Genomic DNA, 23730 nt, shown 5'->3' with positions numbered 1-23730 from the left:
CCCAGCGCGTGTTTGACCCTCGTCCCCCGTGACGCGTAAAGTAGCCCCTCGGTGCTTGCCTCCTGCTCTGCGTGGCCCCGCTCCGCGGCGGCCCCGGCGGTCAGCCGGCACCGAGCCCAGACGTGAGAAGAGAGAAGGTCAGTCGTGTACGCGATCGTGCGCTGTGGCGGACGCCAGCACAAGGTGGCCGTCGGCGACGTCGTCACCATCGACAAGGTGGCGGACGAGGCCGGGGCCGAGCTCCAGCTCCAGCCCCTGCTGCTGGTCGACGGTGAGACCGTCACCACCGACAAGGGTGCCCTGGACAAGGCCACGGTGACCGCAGAGGTGCTGGCCGAGACCAAGGGTCCGAAGATCCGCATCCTCAAGTACAAGAACAAGACCGGCTACCGCAAGCGCCAGGGCCACCGCCAGCGCCACACGCAGGTCAAGGTCACCGGGATCAAGGGCTGAGGGAGACAAGCAATGGCACACAAGAAGGGCGCGTCGTCCACCCGTAACGGGCGCGACTCCAACGCCCAGCGGCTCGGTGTGAAGCGCTTCGGCGGCGAGGACGTCAACGCCGGCGAGATCATCGTCCGCCAGCGCGGCACCCACTTCCACCCCGGTGACAACGTCGGCCGTGGTGGGGACGACACCCTGTTCGCGCTGCGTCCGGGCACCGTCGAGTTCGGTACCCGTCGCGGGCGCCGGGTGGTCAACATCCTCGAGCGCGACGCCGTCGCCAGCTGACTCCCGCTGTACCTCAATAACCTAAAATCTTCGGGTTTTAGGTTATTGGGGTAGAGTGCTGTTCATGGCCGGTCCGTTCTTCCCCGGCGCGGGGACCAGCCCCTTCCGGCTGGAGGGCCGCGACCGCGAGTTGCGCACCTGGCGGCGGATGCTGACCGACGTCGGGGTCTTCGGCCACACCCAGGAGCGCCAGCTGATCCTGCAGGGCGTTCGCGGGGTCGGCAAGACCTCGCTGCTCAAGCAGTTCGCCGAGGACACCCTGCGCCAGGGCGGGCTCGCGGTGCGGGTGCGCTGCCAGACCAGTGCCCGGGAGCCGCTGATGGAGCGGGTCCGGGCCGCGGTGCAGGAGGCGCTGCAGCGTCCGCCCGACTTCGCCGACGCCCACGGCCGGGTGGTGCGCGCCGCGATCTCGACCCCCGTCGGCGGTCTGGAGGTCGAGCGTGAGCTGCGGCCGGAGTCCCCGGGGCTGACCGACACCGCCTTCATGCAGGAGCTGGTGGACGCCACCACCGAGGTCTGCCGGCGCGGCGGGCTCGGGCTGGCCCTGCTGGTCGACGAGACCCAGTACGCCGACCAGGCCAGCCTGGTCAACCTGTCCGAGCTGGTCTCGCTGATCGGGGAGCGCGACGGCGACAAGCCGCCGCTGCTGCTGTGCTTCGCGGGGCTGCCCGACACCGTGGAGAAGGTCGGCCGGTCCTCCAGCCACGCCGAGCGGGTCTACCGCACGCTCGAGCTGGGCTACCTGGACGAGGACAGCACGCGCGACGCCTTCCTGCTGCCGGTGCACGAGGCCGGCGGGCGCTGGACACCGGAGGCGCTGGCCGAGGCGGTCACCGTCTCCGGCGGCTACCCGGCCTTCATCCAGGAGTACGGGCAGGCGTTCTGGGAGCTGCGCCGCGATGACCTCATCGACGCCGACGTGGTGGCCGAGGGTGTCAGAGCGGCCGGCCCGCAGATCGAGGCCTACTTCCAGGGCGCCTGGAACGCCGCCCCGCCGCTGGGGCGCTCGGCGCTGGTCGAGCTGGCCCGGGCCGGTGGCCGGCTGCGGATGCGCGAGCTGGCGACCGCCCTGGGTCGCGGCTCGAGCAGCGAGATCTCCTGGGCGGTGGACGAGCTGCGCCGGCGCGGCACCGTCGCCCGCCCCGAGCGCGGGGTGGTCGTCTTCGGCCGCCCCGGCATGCGGGAGTGGGTGCTCGCCCAGCAGGACGACGGGGACGACCGGTGAGCACACCTCCGACCACCTCCCCGACCCGACCCGGACGGCCCGCGCCGTCCGGCACCACCGACCCCAGGAGGCCGTGATGGCGATCCCCAGCTTCGTCGACCGCGTGACCCTGCAGGTGCAGGGCGGCAACGGAGGGCACGGCTGCGCCTCGGTGCACCGCGAGAAGTTCAAGCCGCTCGGCGGTCCCGACGGGGGCAACGGCGGTGACGGCGGGTCGGTCCTGCTGCGCGTCGACCCCGGCCTGACCACGCTGGTGGAGTACCACCGCCAGTCCGTGCGGCGGGCCCAGAACGGCCAGCCCGGACGCGGTGACCACCAGAACGGCTCGCGCGGGGAGGACGTCGTGCTCGGCGTGCCCGACGGCACCGTGGTCAGCGATGCCGACACCGGCGAGGTGCTGGCCGACCTCACCGGTGCCGGGGCGGAGCTGGTGGTGGCCGCGGGCGGACGCGGCGGGCTCGGCAACGCCGCGCTGGCCTCCAGCACCCGCAAGGCACCCGGTTTCGCCCTGCTCGGGGAGGAGGGCGACGGGCGCCGCATCCAGCTCGAGCTCAAGGTGGTGGCCGACATCGGCCTGGTCGGCTTCCCCAGCGCCGGCAAGTCCTCGCTGGTCGCGGCCATCTCGCGGGCCCGTCCCAAGATCGCCGACTACCCGTTCACCACCCTGGTGCCGAACCTCGGCGTGGTGGTGGCGGGGGAGACCACCTTCACCGTGGCCGACGTGCCCGGGCTGATCGAGGGCGCCAGCGCGGGACGCGGGCTGGGTCACGACTTCCTGCGCCACGTCGAGCGCTGCGCGGCGCTGGTGCACGTCATCGACACCGCCACCTACGAGCCGGGCCGCGACCCGCTGTCCGACCTCGACGTGATCGAGGGCGAGCTGGCCGCGCACGGCGGGCTGGAGGACCGGCCGCGGCTGGTGGTGCTCAACAAGGCCGACGTCCCCGACGGCGCCGACCTCGCCGAGCTGGTCCGCGAGGACGTCGCCGCCCGCGGCTGGCCGGTGTTCGTGGTCTCGACGATGAGTGGGCAGGGGCTCAACGAGCTGACCTTCGCGATGGCCGAGCTGGTCCGCCGGCGTCGCGCCACCCAGCCGGCGCCGGAGCCGCAGCGGATCGTGCTGCGGCCCGATCCCGTCCGCGGCGGGGGCGCGGAGTTCACCGTCGACCGCCAGGGCGACGGGCAGGGCGGCCACGTGTGGCGGGTGCGGGGGACGAAGCCGGAGCGGTGGGTCCGCCAGACCGACTTCAACAACCCCGAGGCGGTGGGCTACCTCGCCGACCGGCTGAACCGGATCGGCATCGAGGACCGGCTGCTCGAGCTCGGCGCCCGGGCCGGCGACGCGGTGGCGATCGGCGGCGAGGACGCCGTCGTCTTCGACTTCGCCCCCCAGGTCGAGGTCGGTGCGGAGATCCTCAGCCGCCGCGGTGAGGACCAGCGGCTGGAGAGCGACCGGCCGGCCGCCCAGCGCCGCCGGGCCAAGGACGCCGAGTACCACGCCCGCCGCGAGCTCGAGGACGACGATGAGTGACGGCGCCACCGACGCACCGGCCGCAGGGGCAGCAACCCGGCCCCAGCGCCCGGAGCCCGCACCCCGGCGCCCTGAGCCTGTCGAAGGGCGGGCAGCCGACACCCGGCACCAGATCGCCGCCGCCCGCCGGGTGGTGGTCAAGGTGGGGTCGTCCTCGCTGACGAGCCCCGACGGCCGCCTCGACCTCGACCGGGTGGCCCGGCTGGTGGATGCCCTGGCCGGGGTCCGGCAGCAGGGCCGGGAGGTCGTCCTGGTCTCCTCCGGTGCGATCGCGGCCGGGCTGGCACCGCTCGGGCTGCGCCGGCGCCCGCGCGACCTGGCCACCCAGCAGGCGGCGGCCGCGGTCGGCCAGGGGCTGCTGGTGGAGCAGTACATGCAGCGCTTCGCCCGCCACCGGATCACCGTCGGGCAGGTGCTGCTCACCGTCGAGGACGTCACGGTGCAGAGCAAGTACCGCAACGCCTACCGCACCGCGGCCAAGCTCCTCGAGCTCGGCGTGCTGCCGATCGTCAACGAGAACGACACGGTGGCGACCAAGGAGATCCGCTTCGGCGACAACGACCGGCTGGCCGCGCTGGTGGCGCACCTGGTGCACGCCGAGGCCCTGGTGCTGCTCAGCGACGTGCCCGCCCTCTACACCGCCCACCCCGAGACCCCGGGTGCCGAGCGGGTGCGCGACGTCGTCGACGTCGGCGCGCTGACCGGGATCGACATCTCCCGCCGTGGCTCGGCCGTCGGCACCGGCGGCATGGTCACCAAGCTGGAGGCGGCCCGGATCGCCACCTCGGCCGGCATCCCGGCCCTGCTGGGCGCCGCCGACGACGCCGCGGCCGCGCTGGCCGGGCAGGACGTCGGCACCGCCTTCGCCGCCACCGGACGCCGCCGTCCCACCCGGTTGCTCTGGCTGGCCCACGTCTCCGACGCCCAGGGCAGCCTGGTGCTGGACGCCGGGGCGGTGCAGGCCGTGACCCAGCGCAAGGCGAGCCTGCTGCCGGCCGGCATCACCGACGTGCACGGCAGCTTCACCGCCGGCGAGCCGGTCGATCTGGTCGGCCCCGACGGCGCGGTGGTGGCCCGCGGGTTGGTCAGCTACGACGCCGCCGACCTGCCGCAGATGATCGGGCAGCGCACCGGCGACCTGGTCGAGGAGCGCGGGGCCGAGTACGCCCGCGTGGTCGTCCACCGCGACGCCCTGGTGGTGCTGTGAGCACGGACCGCCCGGGCGGACCGGCCGCGCGTCGGGATCCCGCCCTGCACCCCGCGCCCTATCCTGAGCCCGTTCCCACCCCGACCGACCACGAGCAGGGACCCCGGATGTCGCCTCACGACCCACGCGCCGGCCTGCGCATCGCCGCCATCGTGCCGTGCCACAACGAAGAGCTCACCGTCGCCAAGGTGGTGCGCGACCTCCGGGCCGCCGTGCCCGGGATGACGGTGTACGTCTACGACAACAACAGCACCGACGCCACCGCCGAGCAGGCTCGCCAGGCGGGTGCGGTGGTGCGCAGCGAGAGCCGCGCGGGCAAGGGCAACGTCATCCGGCGCGCCTTCGCCGACGTCGACGCCGACATCTACGTCACCATCGACGGCGACGACACCTACGAGGCCGCCGACCTGCCGGCCATGATCGACCTGCTGCTACGGGGTCCCTACGACCACGTGCTGGGCGTGCGCACCGAGACCCAGGAGACGTCCTCCTACCGGCCGGGGCACGAGGCGGGGAACCGGATGTTCAACTGGCTGACCAGCGCCCTGTTCCGCGACCGGGTGACCGACATGCTGTCGGGCTACCGGGTCTTCTCCCGCCGGTTCGTCAAGTCGTTCCCGGCGATCAGCAAGCGCTTCGAGACCGAGACCGAGCTCACCGTGCACATGATGTCGCTGCGGCTGCCGTGCACCGAGTACCCGGTCGGCTTCCGCGACCGGCCCGAGGGCAGCGAGTCCAAGCTGTCCACCTTCGGCGACGGGTTCCGCATCCTCGGGCTGCTGTTCGAGCTGGTGCGCCACGAGCGGCCGGCGGTCTTCTACGGCGCGCTGTCGTTCCTCGTCGCGGTCCTCTCGCTGGCGCTCGGGGTGCCGGTGGTGGCCGAGTACGCCGAGACCGGGCTGGTGCCGCGGTTCCCGACCGCGATCCTCGCCTCGGCGCTGATGATCCTGGCCTTCCTGCTGGGCAGCGTCGGGCTGGTGCTGGACGGCCTGCGCCGGGCCCGTCGGGAGGCGGCGCGGCTGGCCTACCTGCAGCTGCACCCGACGACCGACCGCGGCACGTTGGAGGTGCTCGAACCCGCACCCTCCCCGGAGCGTCCCGGCGTCGAGCGCAGCAGCACCGCGGTCCCGCAGCCCCGTGGCTGAACGCCGCTGGCGCGCCCTGGCCACCGAGGTCTGGCGCTTCGGCGTCATCGGCGGGCTCACCTACGTGGTGGACACCGGGCTGTCGAACCTCCTGGTCTACGGGCTCGGCCCGGTCCCCGCGCTGCTGCCGGACGCGCCGCTGGTGGCCAAGTCGATCGCCTTCCTCGTCGCGATGGTGCTCGCCTGGGCCGGCAACCGCTGGTGGACCTACGGCCACCGCGAGACCGGCTCCTCGCTGCGCAGCGTCGGGCTCTACCTGCTGGTCAACCTGGCCTCGATGGTCATCGTGCTCATCCCGGCTGGGGTCAGCTGGTACCTGCTCGGGCTGCAGGACCCGGTCTCGTTCAACATCTCGACCAACGTCATCGGGTTCGTCCTCGGGCTGCTGTTCCGGTTCTGGGCCTACCGCACCTGGGTCTTCCGCGACCAGCGCGAACCGGACGCCGTCCCGACGGAGGAGGTCCGGTGAGCACCCTGCTGGCGCGGCTCGACGCGCTGCTGCGCCCCCGCGCGGCCTGGGCGGTGGTCTGCGCCGTGGTGCTGGCCGTCCAGGGCGCCTTCATGCTGCTGCTCAGCGCGCCGGGACGGGCCAACGTCGATGTCGTCTACCAGGCACGGCAGGCGCTCGGCGAGGTCCCCTACAACGACTGGCACCCGCCGGTGATGAGCGCGCTGTGGGAGCTGCTGATCGACCTCACCGGCGACGTCGGTTCGCTGTTCCGCCTGCAGACCGGCGTCCTCCTCCTCACCGTGTGGGCGTCCGTGCTGCTCGTGCACCGTGCCACCGGTCACCGGCGCTGGACGCTGTGGCTGCTGCTGCTGCCGCTCGCGCCGTGGGTGCTGGGGCAGACCGCGGTGCTGTGGAAGGACACCCAGATGGCGGTCGCGCTGCTCGCGGGCTGCCTGTGCCTGTTCTTCATCGACGTCCGCCGCCGCCGCACCTGGATCCTCGTGCTGCCGGCGCTGGTGCTGCTCAGCTATGCCACCGCGGTGCGCAAGAACGCCGTGTTCGCGCTGGTGCCGATCGCGGTCTACCTGGGGGTCCTGCTGGCTCAGGTGGTGTGGAAGCGCTTCTACCGGGCCGGTGACGGGCGGCGCTGGGTCCGGCTGACGGCGGCCAGCCTGGTGGCGCTGCTGGTGCTCGGCGCCTCCAGCTCGCTGCTGGACCGCGGGGTCACCGCCGCGAAGGAGGTGCAGCCGACGTCCTCGCTCGCGACCGTGATGCTGGACGACGTCACCTTCAGCGTGCCGGAGGCGGAGCTGCGGGCCAGCGACGCCCCGCCGGAGCTGGTGGAGCGCATCCTCGGCTCCCGCGCGAGGTGCCGCGAGATCGACGAGGCCTGGGACTCCTACCTGCACTGCTTCGGCCGGGGCGGTGCCGAGCTCTTCGCCCCCGTCGAGGACGCCGAGGCCATCCAGGAGCTGTGGGTGGAGCACGTCCTGCCGCACCCGGTGCGCTACCTCATCTACCGCTCGGGCGTGTTCAGCTACTACTTCTTCAGCTCGGCCCTGGAGTGGTGGCCCTACGGGTGGCGCGGGGACGCCGAGACGGTCGGCCTCGGGCCGCAGAACTACAACGCCGACGTGATCGCCCGCTACTACGTCGTCGACTTCGCGGCCGAGACGTTCCCGATGCTGTTCAAGCCGTGGTTCTGGAGCGCCCTCGGCATCGCCTGCGTGGTGCTCAGCCGACGAGCCGGACGCCGGCTGCAGGGGCCCGTCCTCGCCCTGGCCTGGTCCGCCCTCGCCTACGTCGCGGGGTACCTGCCGATCGCCCCGGCCAACCACTTCCGCTACACGTTCTGGCCGGCGCTGGCGGTGTCCGTCGCGCTGGGGATGCTGTGCGCGGGCTGGTGGGCCCGGCACCGGCGGACCTCCCTCCGCCGGGTGGAGCCGGACGCCGTCCGGACCGACGGGCACGCCGAGCGGGCCGCGACCCCCGGTGGGGAGCCGACGTGAAGAAATGTTGCGAACACGACACGATCCGGTGAGCGTGGCGACAACCGGCGGTCACCCCGCTAGGTTCTCCCGTACGCGCTGGGCGACCCCCGAGCGCGGTCAGGCCACGACCCGCGAGGTGGACAGCACATGCAGCGATCGATCCTTCGTCGAGCGGGGGCGCTGCTGGCGTCCCTCGCCCTGGTGGGCGGGCTGGCCGCCTGCGCCGAGAGCCAGCGGGAGTTCGACGCCGGGGGCGAGGGCACCGAGGGCGGCACCTTCGTCTTCGCCGCCTCCTCCGACCCGGTGATGCTCGACCCGGCCATGGCCAGCGACGGCGAGACCTTCCGCGTCGCCCGCCAGATCTTCGAGGGCCTGGTCTCCACCGTCCCCGGCACCACCGAGCTGGCCCCGCTGCTGGCCACCGAGTGGAGCAGCAGCGACGACGGCCTGAGCCACTCCTTCACGCTGCGCGAGGGCGTCACCTTCCACGACGGGACGCCGTTCGACGCCGACGCGGTCTGCGCCAACTTCGAGCGCTGGTACAACTGGACGGGCATCAACCAGTCCGACAACATCACCTACTACTACGGCAAGCTGTTCCGCGGCTACAAGGGCGACGAGACCGCCCTGTACGAGAGCTGCAGCGCAGAGAGCCCGACGCAGGTGACGATCAACCTCACCTCGCCGTTCGCCGCCTTCGTGCAGGCGATGACGCTGCCGGCGTTCTCGATGCAGAGCCCCACCGCGCTGGAGCAGCACAACGCCGACGACACCGCCGGCACCGAGGACGACCCGCGCTTCTCCGAGTACGCCACCGCCCACCCGACCGGCACCGGACCGTTCCGCTTCGGCAGCTGGGAGCGCGACCAGCAGGTGACGCTGGAGCGCTACGACGAGTACTGGGGCGAGAAGGCGATCATCAGCCAGGCGATCATCCGCACCATCAGCGACCCGACCGCCCGCACCCAGGAGCTGCAGCAGGGCAGCATCGACGGCTACGACCTCGTCGCGCCGGCCGACCTGCAGCCGCTGCAGGACGCCGGCTTCCAGATCCAGAACCGTCCGGCGTTCAACATCCTCTACCTGGCGCTGAACCAGAACACCCCGGAGATGAAGGACGTCCGCGTCCGCCGCGCGATCGCCCACGCCATCGACAAGGACGCGCTGATCTCCCAGACGCTGCCCGAGGGCACGCTGCCGGCCACCCAGTTCATGCCGGAGATGGTCAACGGCTACGCCGAGGACGTCACCACCTACGACTACGACCCCGACCGGGCCCGGGCCCTGCTGGCCGAGGCCGGCCAGGAGGACCTGACCATCCGGCTGGCCTACCCGACCGGCGTCTCGCGGCCCTACATGCCCACCCCGGAGGACACCTTCGTGGCCATCCAGTCCCAGCTCGAGGCGGTCGGCATCACCATCGAGCCGGTGGCTGCCCAGTGGAGCCCCGACTACCTCGACATGGTCCAGGGCGAGGCCGGCCAGGGTGCGCGTGACGCCCACTTCCTCGGCTGGACCGGCGACTACAACGATCCCGACAACTTCGTCGGGACGTTCTTCGGCCAGCAGGGCTACGAGTTCGGCTTCGACAACCCCGAGCTCTTCGACGCCCTGCGCGAGGCCCGCGGCCTGCCCACCGCCGAGGAACAGATCCCGGCCTACCAGGAGATCAACCGCACCATCGCCGAGTTCGTGCCCGGCGTCCCGCTGGCCCACCCGGCGCCGTCCCTGGCCTTCTCCGAGAACGTCCAGGGCTACGTCGCCAGCCCGGTGCAGGACGAGGTCTGGAACACCGTCAGCATCACCGAGTGATCGATGGCCCGGTTCATCATCCGGCGCCTGCTGCTGCTCGTGCCGGTGCTCTTCGGGCTGAGCGTGCTCCTCTTCCTGTGGTTGCGCGCCCTGCCCGGGGACCCGGCACGAGCACTGCTCGGCGACAAGGCGACGCCTGAGTCCATCGCGCGGGTCAACGAGCAGTACGGCTTCGACGAGCCGCTGCTGCAGCAGTACCTGCGCTACACCGGATCGCTGCTGCGCGGTGACTTCGGCGCCTCGGCGATCAGCGGCGAGCCGGTGCTGCCGACCTTCCTCGACCGGTTCCCCGCGACCATCGAGCTGGCCGCGGCGGCGCTGCTGTTCGCGGTCGTCGTCGGCATCCCGCTGGGCTACCTGGCCGCCCGCCGCAACGGCGGCGCGCTCGACCTGCTGGCCGTCGGCACCTCGCTGGCGGGGGTGACCATCCCGGTGTTCGTGCTGGCCTACCTGCTCAAGCTGGTCTTCGCCGTCGGGCTGCCCGGTCTGGACTTCCTCGCGGTGCTGCCCGCCTCGGGACGCCAGGACGTCCGGATCGACGCCACCCACATCACCAACTTCTACGTCCTGGACGGGCTGCTGACCCGGGAGTGGGACGCCGCCTGGAACGCCGTGGTGCACCTGGTGCTGCCGGCGATCGCGCTCGGCTCGATCCCGCTGGCGATCGTGGTGCGGATGACCCGGGCCAGCGTGCTGGAGGTGCTGCACGAGGACTACGTGCGCACCGCCAACGCCAAGGGCCTGGCCCGCGGGCTCATCACCCGCCGGCACGTGCTGCGCCCGGCGATGCTGCCGGTGACCACCACCATCGGCCTGCAGACCGGCGCACTGCTGGCCGGGGCGGTGCTGACCGAGACGGTGTTCGCCTTCAACGGCATCGGCAGCTACCTCTTCGACGCCATCTCCAGCCTCGACTACGCCGTGCTGCAGGGGTTCATCCTCTTCATCGCCCTCACCTTCGCCCTGGTGAACCTGGTGGTCGACGTGCTCTACGGCGTCATCGACCCGAGGATGCGCACCTCGTGAGCGGCTCGGTGGAGCGGTCCGCGGACCGCCGTGCGCAGGAGCGTCCCGCCTGGCCGCCGGCGCTCGTGGAGGTGATGGGCGGCACGGCGGTCGCCGACGAGAAGGGGACCAGCCTGTGGCGCGGGGCCGTGCAGCGGCTGCGGCGCAACCCCTCGGCCATCGTCGGTGCGGTGATCGTGCTCGCCTTCGTCGTGGTGGCGGCCGCAGCGCCGCTGCTGGCGCCGTACGAGCCGGCCAGCACCGAGTGGATCGCCATGGTGACGCCGTCCGACGTCCCCGGCCCGTTCCCGGGGCACCCGCTCGGGCTCGACCCGTTCGGCTCCGACCTACTCACCCAGCTGCTCTACGGCGCCCGGCAGTCCCTGCTCATCGGGGTGGTCTCGACCAGCCTCGGGCTGCTGGTCGGGGCGGCCCTCGGCGGGCTGGCCGGCGCCTTCGGCGGCTGGGTCGACACCCTGGTGATGCGGGTGGTCGACATCCTGCTGTCCATCCCGTCGCTGCTGCTCGCGGTCAGCGTGGCCGCGGTGCTCGGGCGCAACCCGCTGGCGATCATGATCGCCATCGCCGCCGCCCAGGTGCCGATCTTCGCCCGGCTGCTGCGGGGCTCGATGCTGTCCCAGCGCGGCCAGGACTACGTGCTGGCCGCGTCCTCGCTCGGACTGCGGCGCCGCACGGTGGTGATGAGCCACGTGCTGCCGAACTCGCTCGGCCCGGTGATCGTGCAGGCCACGCTCACCCTGGCGACCTCGATCATCGAGGTGGCCGCGCTGTCCTACCTGGGGCTCGGGGCGCCGAACCCGGCGGTCGCGGAGTGGGGGCGGATGCTGGTCAAGGGCCAGGAGCGGCTGCAGTCCGACCCGCACCTCACCCTGCTGCCCGGCGTGTGCATCGCCATCACGGCGCTCGGCTTCACCCTCTTCGGTGAGGCCCTGCGCGAGGCCCTCGACCCCAAGTCGCGGAGGTGACCCCGGTGGCCGAACACCCTGGGCCTGTCGAAGGGCCCCTGCTCGCCGTCGAGGACCTGTCGGTGACCTTCCAGCACCGGGGTGGACCCCCGACCCGCGCGGTGGACGGCGTCTCCTTCACCGTCGACCCCGGTGAGGTGGTCGGCATCGTCGGGGAGTCCGGCAGCGGCAAGTCGGTGACGTCGATGGCGGTGATGGGGCTGCTGCCCGCGCGGACCTCCCGGGTCACCGGCAGCGCCCGCTTCGACGACCGCGACCTGCTGAGGATGCCGGACGCCGAGCGCTCCCGGCTGCGCGGCAAGGAGATCGCGATGGTCTTCCAGGACCCGATGAGCTCGCTCAACCCGGTGCTCACCGTCGGCCTGCAGATCACCGAGGTGCTGCAACGCCACCAGCAGGTCGGTCGGGCCGAGGCCCGGGAGCAGGCGGTCGAGCTGCTGCACCGGGTCGGCATCCCCGACCCGCGCCGCCGGGTGGGGGAGTACCCGCACCAGCTGTCGGGCGGCATGCGGCAGCGGGCGCTGATCGCCGTCGCGCTGGCCTGCCGACCCCGGCTGCTGATCTGCGACGAGCCGACCACCGCGCTCGACGTCACCATCCAGGCCCAGGTGCTGGAGCTGCTGCGGGAGCTGGTCGCCGACCTCGGTACGGCGATGATCATGATCACCCACGACCTCGGCGTGGTGGCGGGGCTGTGCGACCGGGTCAACGTGATGTACGCCGGCCGGGTGGTCGAGTCGGCCGGACGCCGCGACCTGTTCGCCGCGCCACGGCACCGCTACACCGAGGGCCTGCTGGCCTCCATCCCGCGGCTGGACGCCCCGCGCGGGGAGGGGCTGACGCCGATCCCGGGCACCCCGCGCGACACCGTCGGCTGGGACCGGGCCTGCGCCTTCGCGCCCCGCTGCCGGCACGCCTCCGACGGGTGCGTGCGTCCCGATCTGGCGCTGGAGCCGATGGCCCCCCGCAGCGGCGAGGTCGAGCACCTGGTGCGCTGCGTCCACCCGGCCCCCGTCGGGGCGCCCGAGCACCTGGAGGGAGCGCGATGAGCGGCACCGACGGAACCGGGGCGGGCACGTCCGGGCGCGAGGACGTCCTGCTGGAGGTCGAGGACCTCCGCGTGCACTTCCCGATCCGGCGCGGGATCGTGTTCGACCGCACCATCGGTCACGTGCGGGCCGTGGACGGGGTCAGCCTGCGGATCGCCCGCGGCACCACCTACGGCCTGGTGGGGGAGTCCGGGTGCGGCAAGTCCACCCTCGGCCGGGCCCTGCTGCGGTTGAACGAGCCGACGTCCGGGCGCATCGTCCTCGACGGCACCGACGTGCGCGCGCTCGGGCGGGAGCCGCTGCGCCGCTTCCGCCGGCGGATGCAGATGGTGTTCCAGGACCCGCTGTCCAGCCTCGACCCGCGCCAGAGCGTGCAGAGCCTGCTCACCGAGCCGCTGCGGGTGCACGGGCTGGACGAGGCCGACCGCGGACGGCTGGGCGGGAACGGCGAGCGCGCCCACGTCGAGCGGGCCGCCGAGCTGCTCGAGGTGGTCGGGCTGCCCCGCTCGGCCCTGGCCCGCTACCCCCACGAGTTCTCCGGCGGGCAGCGCCAGCGGATCGGGATTGCCCGGGCGATGGTGCTCAACCCCGAGCTGGTGGTGGCCGACGAGCCGGTCAGCGCCCTGGACGTCTCGGTGCAGGCCCAGGTGATCAACCTGCTCGAGGAGCTGCAGGAGCTGCTCGGGCTGACCTACCTGGTGATCGCCCACGACCTCGCGGTGGTCCGCCACATCTCCGACACCATCGGGGTGATGTACCTCGGCGTGATCGTGGAGGAGGCGCCCAGCGACGCGCTGTACGAGCAGCCGCTGCACCCCTACACGCTGGCGCTGATGTCGGCGATCCCGGTGCCCGACCCGGCGGTGGAGGACGCCCGGGAGCGGATCCTGCTCGCCGGCGACCTGCCGAGCCCGGCCAACCCGCCGGCCGGCTGCCGGTTCCACACCCGCTGCCCCTTCGCCCAGGAGCGGCTGTGCGCCGACACGGTGCCCGAGCTGCGTGAGGTCGCCCCCGGACGCCGGGTGGCCTGCCACTGGGCCGAGGAGATCCGCGACGGCCGGATCACCGCGCACCGGGTCGACCCCGACGCCACCGTGACCGCGGACGTCCGCCCCGGCACCAGCGGCCCGTCCGGCACCGACCTGGACCCGCTCGCCGTCCCCTGATCGCCGGCCCCTCCCGCTCGCCGCACCCGGCACACACCGTCGTCAGGCCCCACACCCGATGCAGCCGGTGTGGGGCCTGACGACGGTGTGTGCCGGGGTGCGCGGAGGTTGCTGAGGAAGGCCGACGCGCCGGTATCTGGATCGATTTTGCAGCGGCGGTCGGTTCGGCCCTAGGCTCCGTCCCGCCAGCACGGACGACGCGGTCACGGCGGCCCCCTCACCACCTCTTTCGCGAACGGATTACGCCCGTGCTCGTCGCCGCACTCGGCTGGCTCGCTGCCGCCGTGGGGATGCTGTCGTCGCTCCCTCAGCTGTGGAAGCTCCTGCGTCACCGCCAGACCGCCGGCTGCTCGCTGCTGCTGTGGCAGCTGTCGATGGGCAACTGCCTGGCCTGGACCGGTCACGGCGTCCTCATCGGCGCGGCCCCGATGATCGTGCCGAACATGGTCCTGGCCCTGGTGGCCCTGCTGATCATCGCCACCCTGTGCCGGGCGCGCGGCCGGTCGCTGCTGCTGGTGGTGCTCGGCTCGCTGGGGCTGGCCGCGACCTGCCTGACGGTCGACGTCCTGCTCGGCCCGGTCGCCTTCGCCGCGGTCGTCTTCGTCCCCGCCCTGGTCGGCGTGCTGGCCCAGCTGCGGGTGATCGCCACCGGGCTGTCCCTCGACGGCGTGTCCGCGGGCTACCTGGTGGTCGCGGTGCTGATGCAGGGGCTGTGGCTGTGCTGGGCGGTGCTCAGCGGCGACATCTCGGTGCTCCTGGTCGGCGGGTCGATGCTCGGCTTCGCCACGCTCTCCCTCGCCTGGTACCTGGGACGCCGCACCGGGGTCGTCGCCGCCCTGGGCCGGGCCCACGGCGAGGACCTCACGCTGGCCGCCTGACCCTCGCCGCGACCCGTCCGGCCCCGGCCCTAGAGTCGGGGTCGAGCCCGGCCGACCACCGGAGCCGCCCCGACGTCGAGGAGGATGCACGTGCCCACCGAGGTCCAGGGTGTGATCGCCCGCAGCAAGGACGCCCCCGTCGAGCTCACCACCATCGTGGTGCCCGACCCCGGTCCCGGCGAGGTGGTGGTGGACGTCCAGGCCTGCGGGGTCTGCCACACCGACCTGCACTACCGCCAGGGCGGGATCAACGACGAGTTCCCCTTCCTGCTCGGCCACGAGGCCGCCGGGGTGGTGAGCGAGGTCGGCGAGGGCGTCACCGAGGTCGAGGTCGGTGACTACGTGGTGCTCAACTGGCGTGCCGTGTGCGGCCAGTGCCGGGCCTGCCGGCGGGGGCGTCCGTGGTACTGCTTCGACACCCACAACGCCCGGCAGAAGATGACGCTGACCGACGGCACCGAGCTCACCCCGGCCCTCGGCATCGGCGCCTTCGCCGAGAAGACGCTGGTCGCCCAGGGCCAGTGCACCAAGGTCGACCGGGGTGCCGCGCCCGAGGTGGCCGGCCTGCTCGGCTGCGGCGTGATGGCCGGCATCGGCGCGGCCATCAACACCGGCGGGGTGACCCGCGGCGACACGGTGGCCGTCTTCGGCTGCGGCGGCGTCGGTGACGCCGCCGTCCTCGGCGCCCGGCTGGCGGGGGCGTCGACGATCATCGGCGTCGACATCGACGACCGCAAGCTGCGGGTGGCCGAGGGCATCGGCGCCACCCACACCGTCAACTCCCACCAGACCGACCCGGTCGCCGCGATCCAGGAGCTGACCGGCGGGTTCGGCGTGGACGTCGCGATCGAGGCGGTCGGACGTCCCGAGACCTACCGGCAGGCCTTCTACGCCCGCGACCTGGCCGGCACCGTGGTGCTCGTCGGCGTGCCCACCCCCGACATGGAGATCACGCTGCCGCTGCTCGACGTGTTCGGCCGCGGCGGGGCGCTGAAGTCGTCCTGGTACGGCGACTGCCTGCCCAGCCGCGACTTCCCGATGCTCATCGGCCTGCACGTCCAGGGCCGGATCGACCTGTCGGCCTTCGTCACCGAGAAGATCGGGATCGGCGACGTCGAGACCGCCTTCGACAAGATGCACGCCGGCGACGTGCTGCGCTCGGTGGTCATGATCGAGGGGGCGCGGGCATGACCTTCCGGATCGAGAAGACCGTCACCTCGGGCACCTTCTCCCTCGACGGTGGCACCTGGGACGTCGACAACAACGTCTGGGTGGTCGGGGACGACACCGAGTGCCTGGTCATCGACGCCCCGCACGACTCCACCGCGATCGTCGACCTGGTGGCCGGGCGGACGGTGACCGCCATCCTGCTCACCCACGCCCACGACGACCACATCGACGCCGCCGGCAGCCTGTTCGACCAGGTCGAGGCGCCGATCCACCTGCACCCCGAGGACCGGATGCTCTGGGACGCCGTCTACGCCGATGCCGGCCCCGACGGCGACCTCGCCGACGGCCAGACCTTCTCGGTCGCCGGTCGCACCCTGACCGTGCTGCACACCCCCGGCCACAGCCCGGGCAGCTGCTGCTTCCACCTGCCGGAGGAGGGGGTGGTCTTCACCGGCGACACCCTGTTCTCCGGCGGCCCCGGTGCGACCGGACGCTCCTGGTCCAGCTTCGAGACGATCATCGACTCCATCACCGCGAAGCTGCTCACCCTGCCGCCCGAGACCGTGGTGCACACCGGCCACGGCGACTCCACCACCATCGGCGCGGAGGCCCCGCACCGCCAGGAGTGGATCGACCGCGGTCACTAGCCCGCCCGCAGCGGGCCGGGCACCCGGCCCAGCGACCTCCTCCGGCCGCGGCTCCGACGAGCCGCGGCCGGTCCGCGTCCTGGGGTCCTCCACCGCGTCGGGACGTGCGCCAGACCTCGGTCCAGCCGCGGTCCCGGTGGTGCGCGAGCGCCTCGTCACGCCGTCGGCCAGACCACGTCCGACGGCGGACCGGGCTCGTCGGATCACGATCCGATCACGCGGTTGCGTCAATCGCGTTGACGCCGAAAGGTGACGTCCATCGATTGACGTCGAACGTTTGACGAAGGGTGCGCAGTGCTGACGCTCAAGGACATCGCCGAGCGCGTGGGGGTCTCGCCCTCCACCGTCTCGCTGGTCCTCAACGACCAGGACGGCGGCCGCGTGCGTGCCGAGTCGGCCCAGCGCATCCGCGCGGTCGCCGAGGAGATGGGCTACGTGCCCAACCTCGTCGCCCGCGGCCTCAAGACCCGGCAGTCCCAGACCTTCGGCGTGCTGGCCGACGGCGTGGCCACCATCCCGTTCGCCGGTCAGATGCTGGCCGGCGCCCAGGAGGTGGCCTGGGAGCAGGGCTTCCTGCTGATGCTCATCGACACCGGCGCCAACGCCGACCTGGAGGGGCCCGCGGTGCGGGCGCTGCTGCAGCGCCACATCCAGGCCCTCGTCATCGCGGCCGAGTTCCACCGCAGCGTGCGGCTGCCGGTCACCCCGCCCCGGTTGCCCGTCGTGCTGCTGGACGGCGTCCCCGCCGACGACCCGTCGGGTGAGGAGCGGCCGGTCGACGCGGTGGTGCCCGACGAGCGCGGCGGCGCCCATGCGGCGGTGCAGCACCTGGTGCAGGCCGGTCACCGGCGTGTCGGGCTGCTGACCGTCGCCGACGACCGCTTCGTCGCCGAGGGGCTGCGGCGCGAGGGCTACCTGCAGGCGCTGCGCGAGGCCGGGATCGACCCCGACCCGTCGTTGGTGGTGGCGGCCGCCAGCCCGGACACCGTCCACGGGCGCGAACCGGCCACCGCCCTGCTCGACCGGCCCGACCGTCCCACCGCGGTCTTCTGCTTCTCCGACCGGCTCGCCATGGCGGCCTACCAGAGCGCCGCCGAGCTCGGCCTGCGGGTGCCTGAGGACGTCTCCGTGGTCGGCTTCGACAACCAGGTCGCCGTCGCCGACGCCCTGCTGCCGGGTCTGACCACCGTCCAGCTCCCGCACCGGGAGATGGGTGCCTGGGCCGCCGAGCGCGCCGTCCAGCGGGTGCGCAGCGTCTCCGGTCCGGGGGAGCGCCACCTCATGCCCTGTCCGCTCGTCCTCCGCCACTCGGTCGCGCCACCGCGCTGACCGTCCCCGTCCACCCCGCCCGTCCCGGGCACCGTCCGCACCACCAGACCGACACCACGAAGGAGTGATCCGTCATGCCCACATCCCGCCGCGCCCTGCGCGCCGCCGCCGCAGCCACGCTCACGCTCTGCCTCACCGCCGTCGCCGGGTGCACCTCCGACACCGGAGGCGACACGTTCACGATCCTGCAGTACGAGGACCCGACCACCGCGCAGGGCCAGGGCTGGGCCCGCGCGGTGGAGATCTTCCAGGAGCGTCACCCCGACGTGACGGTCGACTTCCAGACGACGAGCTTCGACGCGATGCGCCAGAACGCCCGGATCACCCTGGCGGGTAACGACACCCCCGACGTCGTCGAGTTCAACAAGGGCAACGCCGACGGCGGCCAGCTGGCCGCCCAGGGCCTGCTGGAGCCGCTGACCGAGGAGGCCGAGGCCCGCGGGTGGGACCAGCTGGTGACCGGCGGCATGCAGTCCTTCGCCCGCTACGACGAGAACGGCCTGGCCGGCAGCGGGGACTGGTACGGCGTGCCCAACATCGGTGAGTACGTGATGTTCTACTACAACGAGGACGTCTTCGCCGAGGCCGGGATCGAGCAGCCGCCCACCACCCTGGACGAGCTCGAGCAGACGATGGCCACGCTGCAGCAGGCCGGCGTCACCCCCGTCTCCAGCTCGGCCTCCACCAGCCAGGGCTTCAACCAGATGTGGCTCTGGTACAGCCTGGTCAGCGCCGAGGCGGACCGGCAGCAGATCGACGACTTCATGTTCCTGCGCCAGCCCGTCGACTTCTCCGCCGAGCCGTGGCGCAGCGCCACCGAGCGGTTCGTGGAGTGGACCGAGGCGGGCTACTTCGGCGAGGACCTGGCCGGGCTCAACTACGAGCAGGCCACCGTCAACTTCCTCAGCGGCCAGTCCGGGATGCTGATGTGGAACCAGGGCATCTTCGACCGGGTGCGCGACGAGGCCGACTTCGAGTGGGGCTACTTCACGATGCCGGCGGCCAACCTGACGATGGGCTCCTCGGGCCACCTGTGGGGCGTCCCCTCCGGCGCGGACAACAAGGACCTCGCCTACGACTGGATCGACATCACGCTGTCGCCGGAGGTGCAGAACCTCATCGGCGAGAACGGCGGGCTGCCGCTGGCCGGTGACACGGCCGCGATCCCCGACGAGGTCACGCGCACCTACACCGAGCGGTTCGACGAGCTGGTCGAGGCCGACGCGCTGAGCTTCTACCCCGACTACCCGGTGCCCGGGTTCCTCGACTTCATCCAGAGCAACATGCAGGCGATCGCCAACGGCAACCAGACCGCCGACGGCTACCTCACCGCCCTGCAGGAGTTCTACGACGAGGGCCGCGCCGCCGCCACCGGCAGCTGAGCAACCGTCCCAGACCCAGGGGCGGGCCCACCCGGGCCCGCCCCGCTCGAGAGGGGGAGAGCAGTGGCCACCACCGCCCACAGCCCGCGGCCCGGACCGGCCGGTCCGGCAGCGGCCCGCGGTCCAGCCTCGTCGTCGCGACCCGGCGGCCGCGCACCGCGACGCCACCGCCAGCGCAGCTACGCCTGGTACCTGCTGCCGATGGCCGTCCTGTTCACCGTCGTCGTCGCCGGGCCTTTCCTGGCCAACGTGTTCTTCAGCCTGTTCAGCTGGCGTGGCGGTCGCGCGCCGCTGCGGTGGAACGGCGTGGAGAACTACACCGAGCTGTTCACCGACGCCGAGTTCTGGCTGGCGTTCACGAACTCGTTGTTCATGATCGCCGCGGTGACGGTCGTGCCGACCCTGATCGGTCTCCTGCTCGCCGCGATGCTGTTCGACTACCTCGGCCGACGGTTCGGTGCCGCGGCGATCTCCGTGCTGCGCGGCGCCTACTACCTGCCGCAGATCCTGCCGGTCGCCGTCGCCGGCTTCATCTGGGCCTGGATCCTCGCCACCCGCGACGGCGCCCTGAACGCCATCCTCTCCGCCTTCGGTCCCGAGGTCGCCCCCGACTGGCTCGGGTCGCCCCAGCTGGCCGTCTACGCGGTCATGCTGATGCTGATCTGGCTGCAGATCGGCTACCCGACCGTCATCTTCATGGCGGCCCTGGAGCGCATCGACCCGGAGCTCTACGAGGCGGCCGAGCTCGACGGCGCCGGCTGGTGGAGCCGCTTCGTCCTCATCACCCTGCCCCAGATCCGACCGGAGGTCTTCGTGGTCGTGCTCACTGCGACGGTGGCGGCGCTCAAGGTGTTCGCCCCGATCCTCATCCTCACCGGCGGCGGCCCCGAGGGCTCGACCGTCGTGCCGTCCTACTACGCCTACCGCAACTTCTTCGAGCTCTCCCGGGTGGGCTACGGCTCGACCATCGCCACGGTGATGTCGCTGGTGATCTTCGTGGTCGCCGCCGCACTGCTGCACTGGCAGCGCCGCAGCGACGAGGGGGTGGCCCGGTGAGCACGGCGCAGGCGGTGACCGCACGAGGGCGGACGCCGGCCCTGCGTGGTCCGGTGCGCTACCTGGTGCTGGCCCTGGCGGTGGCGGTGGCGCTGGTGATGGTGGCGCCGTTCGGCCTGCTGGTGCTCAACGCGTTCAAGACCAGCGCCGACTACTCGACCAACGGTCCACTCGCCTGGCCCGAGGCGTTCAGCCTGGACGCCTTCCAGGGCTACCTGGCCAGGGTCGACTTCCCGGTCGCGCTGGCCAACTCGGTGCTCAGCTCGACGCTGGTCGCCTTCGCGGCGGTGGCCCTGGCCCTGATCAGCGCCTACGCCATCGGGGTGGGCCGGATCCGCAGCAGCTCGGCCGTGGTCGCGGTGCTGCTGGTCGCCACGATGCTGCCGCACGAGGCGCTCATCTACCCGCTGTTCTACCTGGCGCAGGCCACCGGGACGATCAACACCATCTGGTCGGTGGTCATCATCTTCACGGTGTTCCACGCCGCCTTCGGCACCTACATCCTCGCCAGCGTGATGGGGACCATCCCCAAGGAGCTGCTGGAGGCGGCCGCCGTGGACGGTGCCACCCGGTGGCAGATCCTGTGGCGGGTGCTGCTGCCGACGCTGCGTCCGACCCTGTCGGTGCTCGTGGTGTTCTTCTTCATCTGGACCTGGAACGAGTTCTACATCCCGCTGGTGCTCCTCGGATCGCCCGACTCCCACACCATCCCGATCGCGCTGTCCACCCTGCGCGGGCAGTACTCGATCGACGTCACCGTGATCAACGCCGGTTCGCTGCTGTCGCTGCTGCCGACCCTGGTCTTCTTCTTCCTGTTCCAACGGACCCTCAGCCGCGGCGTCACCGCCGGCGCGGTCAAGTGACCCGTCCCCTCCACCCACCTCAGAAGGGAAGCACGTGCCCACATCCTGGAGCTCCATCCTCACGCCCCCGCCCGGCGTCCGGTCCCGCACCATCAACGCCGAGAACCCGGCCGGGGAGGCCGGCATGGCGGCGCGGACGGCCTCGGCCCTCGGACCGGGGCGCAAGGGCAGTCCCGCCCTGCCGCTGCCGGCGGGCGAGACGATCACCCTGGCCGATGTCGAGGGGCCCGGGGTGATCCGCCACCTGTGGATCACCGTGCCCGACCGCACCCCGGCGGGGCCGTTCGTGCTGCGCGACCTCGTGCTCCGCATCTTCTGGGACGACGCCGAGCAGCCGGCCGTCGAGGTGCCGCTCGGTGACTTCTTCTGCAACGGATTCGCCGAGCGCGCGCAGCTGGTCTCCGAGCCGATCGTGGTCGCCCCCACCGGGGGGATGAACTGCTACTTCCCCATGCCGTTCCGTCGTCGGGCCCGGATCACCCTGGAGAGCCAGCACGAGGGCGACCTCAGCCACGTCTTCTTCCAGGTGGACTGCACCACCGGCGACGAGGTGGCCGAGGACGCCGGCTACCTGCACGCGCAGTGGCGGCGCTCCAACGGCACCACGGCGCTCGGGCAGGACCACGTCATCCTCGACGGCGTGCGTGGTCGCGGCACCTACGTGGGCACCTTCGTGGCGCTCACCTCGCTCCACCGCTACTGGTGGGGCGAGGGCGAGGTGAAGTTCTTCCTCGACGGTGACCGCGAGCACCCCAGCCTGTGCAGCACCGGACTGGAGGACTACGCGGGAGGGGCGTGGGCGTTCCAGGACGAGCTGCGCACCTCCCCCGAGCCCACCATCCTCACCTACAGCGCGCCCTGGAGCGGCTACCACCAGCACGACTCCCGCGACCGCACCCGGTTCTCGGAGTTCGCCACCGAGGCGCTGCCGATGCACGGGATGTACCGCTGGCACCTGCCCGACCCCATCTACTTCGAGCGTGAGATCGCCGTCACCGTGCAGCAGATCGGCTGCTGGGAGAAGGGGCTCTTCGAGCGCAGCGACGACGTCAGCACGGTGGCCTACTGGTACCAGCAGGGCGGGCAGGTCGAGCTGCCGCCGCTGCCGACGCGCGAGCAGCGCTGGCCGCGCTGACGTCGGTCCCGCTCGAGACGGCCGGCCGGACCGGGCCGTCAACCGGCGTGCGTCGGCCTGGTCGGCTCAGGTAGCGTCGGCCCGTACTCAATCGTTCCAGAAGCAGGAGGCCGCGCGGTGGGCGTCGGGCAGACAGACGGCGGCGTGACCCTCGGCACCGGGCCGTCGGCCTATCTGAGACTGCTGCGCCACGGCCCGGCGGCCCGGCCCTTCTTCGCCGCTCTGGTCGCCCGGCTGCCGATCGCGATGGCGCCGCTGGGCATCCTGCTGCTGATCGAGCGGGAGCGCGGGGCCTACAGCCTGGCCGGGTTCGTCACCGGTGCCTTCGCCGTCGGCTCGGCCATCGGGATGCCGCTGTGGGGGAGGCTGATGGACCGCCACGGCCAGCCGCGGGTGCTCGTGCCGACCTCGCTGACCAGTGCCGCCATGCTCGTCGCCGTCGCGGTCGCCACCCTCGGGGACGCCCCCTCGGCGGCCTTGCTGGTGCTGTCCTTCCTCGCCGGCCTGGCCTTCCCGCCGATGAGCCCGGCGATCCGGGCGGCGTGGCGGACGATCTTCCCCGCCCGGGCCTCCCGCCGGGTCGCCTTCGCCCTCGACGGCACCTCCGTCGAGCTGGTCTTCGTCGGCGGTCCGCTGCTGCTCTCGCTGCTGCTGGTGCTGACCCCGGGCGGCGTCCCGCTGGTGCTGACGGCGGTGCTGCTGGCCGGCGGCACCCTGGCCTACTGCCTGACGTCGGCCGCGCGCCGGTCCTCCGGGCTCAGCGGGGAGGATCCCGAGCCCGTGACGTCCCCGCGCCGCCGCGTCCCGGTGGTCTTCATCGGCGGGGTCGCCACCGTGCTGGCCACCATGCTCATCCTCAGCATCGGCTTCGGCCAGCTCGACACCTCGATGGCGGCCACTGCCGGGATCATGCTGGGCAGCACCGACAACGTCGGCATCCTCTTCGCCTGCATCGCCGGCGGCAGCACCCTGGGTGGCCTGGCCTACGGCGCCCGGCACTGGCGCTTCTCCGAGCGGCACGCGGTGCCGGTGCTCTTCGCGGCCTTCTCGGTGCTGCTCGGGCTGATGGCGCTGCTGCTGAGCTGGTCGGGAGCCTCGCTGGCCCTGGTGCTGCCGCTGCTGTTCGTCACCGGCGTCACCATCGCCCCGGCGCTGATCATGCAGCAGCAGCTGATGGACCACCTCGCCCCGCCGGACCGGCTGAACGAGGCCCAGTCCTTCCTCTCCGCGGCCAACACCACCGGTGCGGCCGCCGGCACCGCGGTGGCCGGGGTGCTCATCGACTTCCACGGCGTGGACTGGTCCTTCGCCGGCGCGTCGGCCGCGCTCGCGCTGGCCGTGGTGGTGGCGCTGGCCAGCCAGCGGCGCTGGAAGCGGGCCGAGCAGGAGGTCGTGGCGGCCACGCTGCCCGCCGACGTCCGCGTCTGAGCCGTCCCGGGTGGCCGGCGGAATCCGCCCCGCACCCCGGGCG

Annotated in this window: 22 protein-coding genes; all 22 read left to right on the top strand. The window is 72.5% G+C overall.

Features of this window, described 5'->3' with window-relative positions; genetic code table 11:
* Positions 1-144: 144 nt before the first annotated feature.
* The 22 genes from rplU to DT076_RS18070 all read left to right on the top strand — a co-directional run bounded on the left by rplU (position 145) and on the right by DT076_RS18070 (position 23687).
* Complete coding sequence (gene rplU, locus DT076_RS18175) at positions 145-453, top strand: 50S ribosomal protein L21 (RefSeq protein WP_114128111.1); 309 nt, start codon at positions 145-147, stop codon at positions 451-453.
* Positions 454-465: 12 nt separating this feature from the next.
* Positions 466-732 (top strand): 50S ribosomal protein L27, encoded by a 267-nt coding sequence (gene rpmA, locus DT076_RS18170; RefSeq protein WP_114128110.1) that lies wholly within the window; start codon positions 466-468, stop codon positions 730-732.
* 64 nt (positions 733-796) lie between these two features.
* Entirely contained in the window at positions 797-1957 is a 1161-nt protein-coding gene (locus tag DT076_RS18165; protein WP_147264192.1) for an ATP-binding protein, read from the top strand.
* Positions 1958-2033: 76 nt separating this feature from the next.
* Positions 2034-3488 carry a GTPase ObgE gene (obgE, locus tag DT076_RS18160; RefSeq protein WP_114128108.1) on the top strand — a complete coding sequence of 485 codons (1455 nt, stop codon included), beginning with the start codon at positions 2034-2036 and terminating at the stop codon, positions 3486-3488.
* Positions 3481-4695, top strand: a complete 1215-nt coding sequence (gene proB, locus DT076_RS18155) for a glutamate 5-kinase (RefSeq protein WP_114128107.1) — start codon at positions 3481-3483, stop codon at positions 4693-4695. Before obgE ends, proB begins: the two co-directional genes overlap by 8 nt.
* A 107-nt stretch (positions 4696-4802) precedes the next feature.
* A complete protein-coding gene (locus tag DT076_RS18150; protein WP_114128106.1) occupies positions 4803-5840 on the top strand; it encodes a glycosyltransferase in 1038 nt (345 codons plus the stop codon).
* A complete protein-coding gene (locus DT076_RS18145) occupies positions 5833-6309 on the top strand; it encodes a GtrA family protein (RefSeq protein ID WP_114128105.1) in 477 nt (158 codons plus the stop codon). The genes DT076_RS18150 and DT076_RS18145 overlap by 8 nt, the downstream gene beginning before the upstream one ends.
* Complete coding sequence (locus DT076_RS18140) at positions 6306-7799, top strand: hypothetical protein (RefSeq protein ID WP_114128104.1); 1494 nt, start codon at positions 6306-6308, stop codon at positions 7797-7799. Before DT076_RS18145 ends, DT076_RS18140 begins: the two co-directional genes overlap by 4 nt.
* A 129-nt stretch (positions 7800-7928) precedes the next feature.
* Complete coding sequence (locus tag DT076_RS18135; RefSeq protein ID WP_114128103.1) at positions 7929-9593, top strand: ABC transporter substrate-binding protein; 1665 nt, start codon at positions 7929-7931, stop codon at positions 9591-9593.
* 3 nt (positions 9594-9596) lie between these two features.
* On the top strand, positions 9597-10619 hold the full coding sequence (locus DT076_RS18130; RefSeq protein WP_114128102.1) for an ABC transporter permease: 1023 nt from the start codon (positions 9597-9599) through the stop codon (positions 10617-10619).
* Positions 10616-11584, top strand: a complete 969-nt coding sequence (locus tag DT076_RS18125) for an ABC transporter permease (protein WP_233494062.1) — start codon at positions 10616-10618, stop codon at positions 11582-11584. Before DT076_RS18130 ends, DT076_RS18125 begins: the two co-directional genes overlap by 4 nt.
* A gap of 5 nt (positions 11585-11589) precedes the next feature.
* A complete protein-coding gene (locus tag DT076_RS18120) occupies positions 11590-12633 on the top strand; it encodes an ABC transporter ATP-binding protein (RefSeq protein WP_233494061.1) in 1044 nt (347 codons plus the stop codon).
* Positions 12630-13799: an ABC transporter ATP-binding protein gene (locus DT076_RS18115; protein ID WP_114128101.1), complete on the top strand. Its 1170-nt coding sequence runs from the start codon at positions 12630-12632 to the stop codon at positions 13797-13799. The genes DT076_RS18120 and DT076_RS18115 overlap by 4 nt, the downstream gene beginning before the upstream one ends.
* A gap of 248 nt (positions 13800-14047) precedes the next feature.
* The gene (locus tag DT076_RS18110; RefSeq protein WP_114128100.1) at positions 14048-14677 is read left to right on the top strand and encodes a PQ-loop domain-containing transporter; all 630 of its coding nucleotides are present in this window, start codon (positions 14048-14050) and stop codon (positions 14675-14677) included.
* A 90-nt stretch (positions 14678-14767) separates the two neighbouring features.
* Positions 14768-15868: an S-(hydroxymethyl)mycothiol dehydrogenase gene (locus tag DT076_RS18105; protein WP_114128127.1), complete on the top strand. Its 1101-nt coding sequence runs from the start codon at positions 14768-14770 to the stop codon at positions 15866-15868.
* Complete coding sequence (locus tag DT076_RS18100; protein ID WP_114128099.1) at positions 15865-16494, top strand: MBL fold metallo-hydrolase; 630 nt, start codon at positions 15865-15867, stop codon at positions 16492-16494. Before DT076_RS18105 ends, DT076_RS18100 begins: the two co-directional genes overlap by 4 nt.
* Before the next feature lie 294 nt (positions 16495-16788).
* Entirely contained in the window at positions 16789-17823 is a 1035-nt protein-coding gene (locus DT076_RS18095; RefSeq protein ID WP_114128098.1) for a LacI family DNA-binding transcriptional regulator, read from the top strand.
* 74 nt (positions 17824-17897) lie between these two features.
* Positions 17898-19205 (top strand): ABC transporter substrate-binding protein, encoded by a 1308-nt coding sequence (locus DT076_RS18090; protein ID WP_114128097.1) that lies wholly within the window; start codon positions 17898-17900, stop codon positions 19203-19205.
* Positions 19206-19268: 63 nt separating this feature from the next.
* Positions 19269-20261, top strand: coding sequence for a carbohydrate ABC transporter permease (locus tag DT076_RS18085; protein ID WP_233494060.1), 993 nt, complete (start codon positions 19269-19271; stop codon positions 20259-20261).
* Positions 20258-21124 carry a carbohydrate ABC transporter permease gene (locus DT076_RS18080; RefSeq protein WP_233494059.1) on the top strand — a complete coding sequence of 289 codons (867 nt, stop codon included), beginning with the start codon at positions 20258-20260 and terminating at the stop codon, positions 21122-21124. Before DT076_RS18085 ends, DT076_RS18080 begins: the two co-directional genes overlap by 4 nt.
* 34 nt (positions 21125-21158) lie before the next feature.
* Positions 21159-22259: a glycoside hydrolase family 172 protein gene (locus tag DT076_RS18075; RefSeq protein WP_233494058.1), complete on the top strand. Its 1101-nt coding sequence runs from the start codon at positions 21159-21161 to the stop codon at positions 22257-22259.
* Positions 22260-22403: 144 nt separating this feature from the next.
* Entirely contained in the window at positions 22404-23687 is a 1284-nt protein-coding gene (locus tag DT076_RS18070) for an MFS transporter (protein ID WP_147264191.1), read from the top strand.
* Positions 23688-23730 lie beyond the last annotated feature (43 nt).

Source organism: Desertihabitans brevis, from assembly GCF_003327535.1.
GTDB lineage: Bacteria > Actinomycetota > Actinomycetes > Propionibacteriales > Propionibacteriaceae > Desertihabitans > Desertihabitans brevis.
Note: the sequence above shows the minus strand (reverse complement) of the source record. Positions and strands in the feature narration are given on the sequence as shown.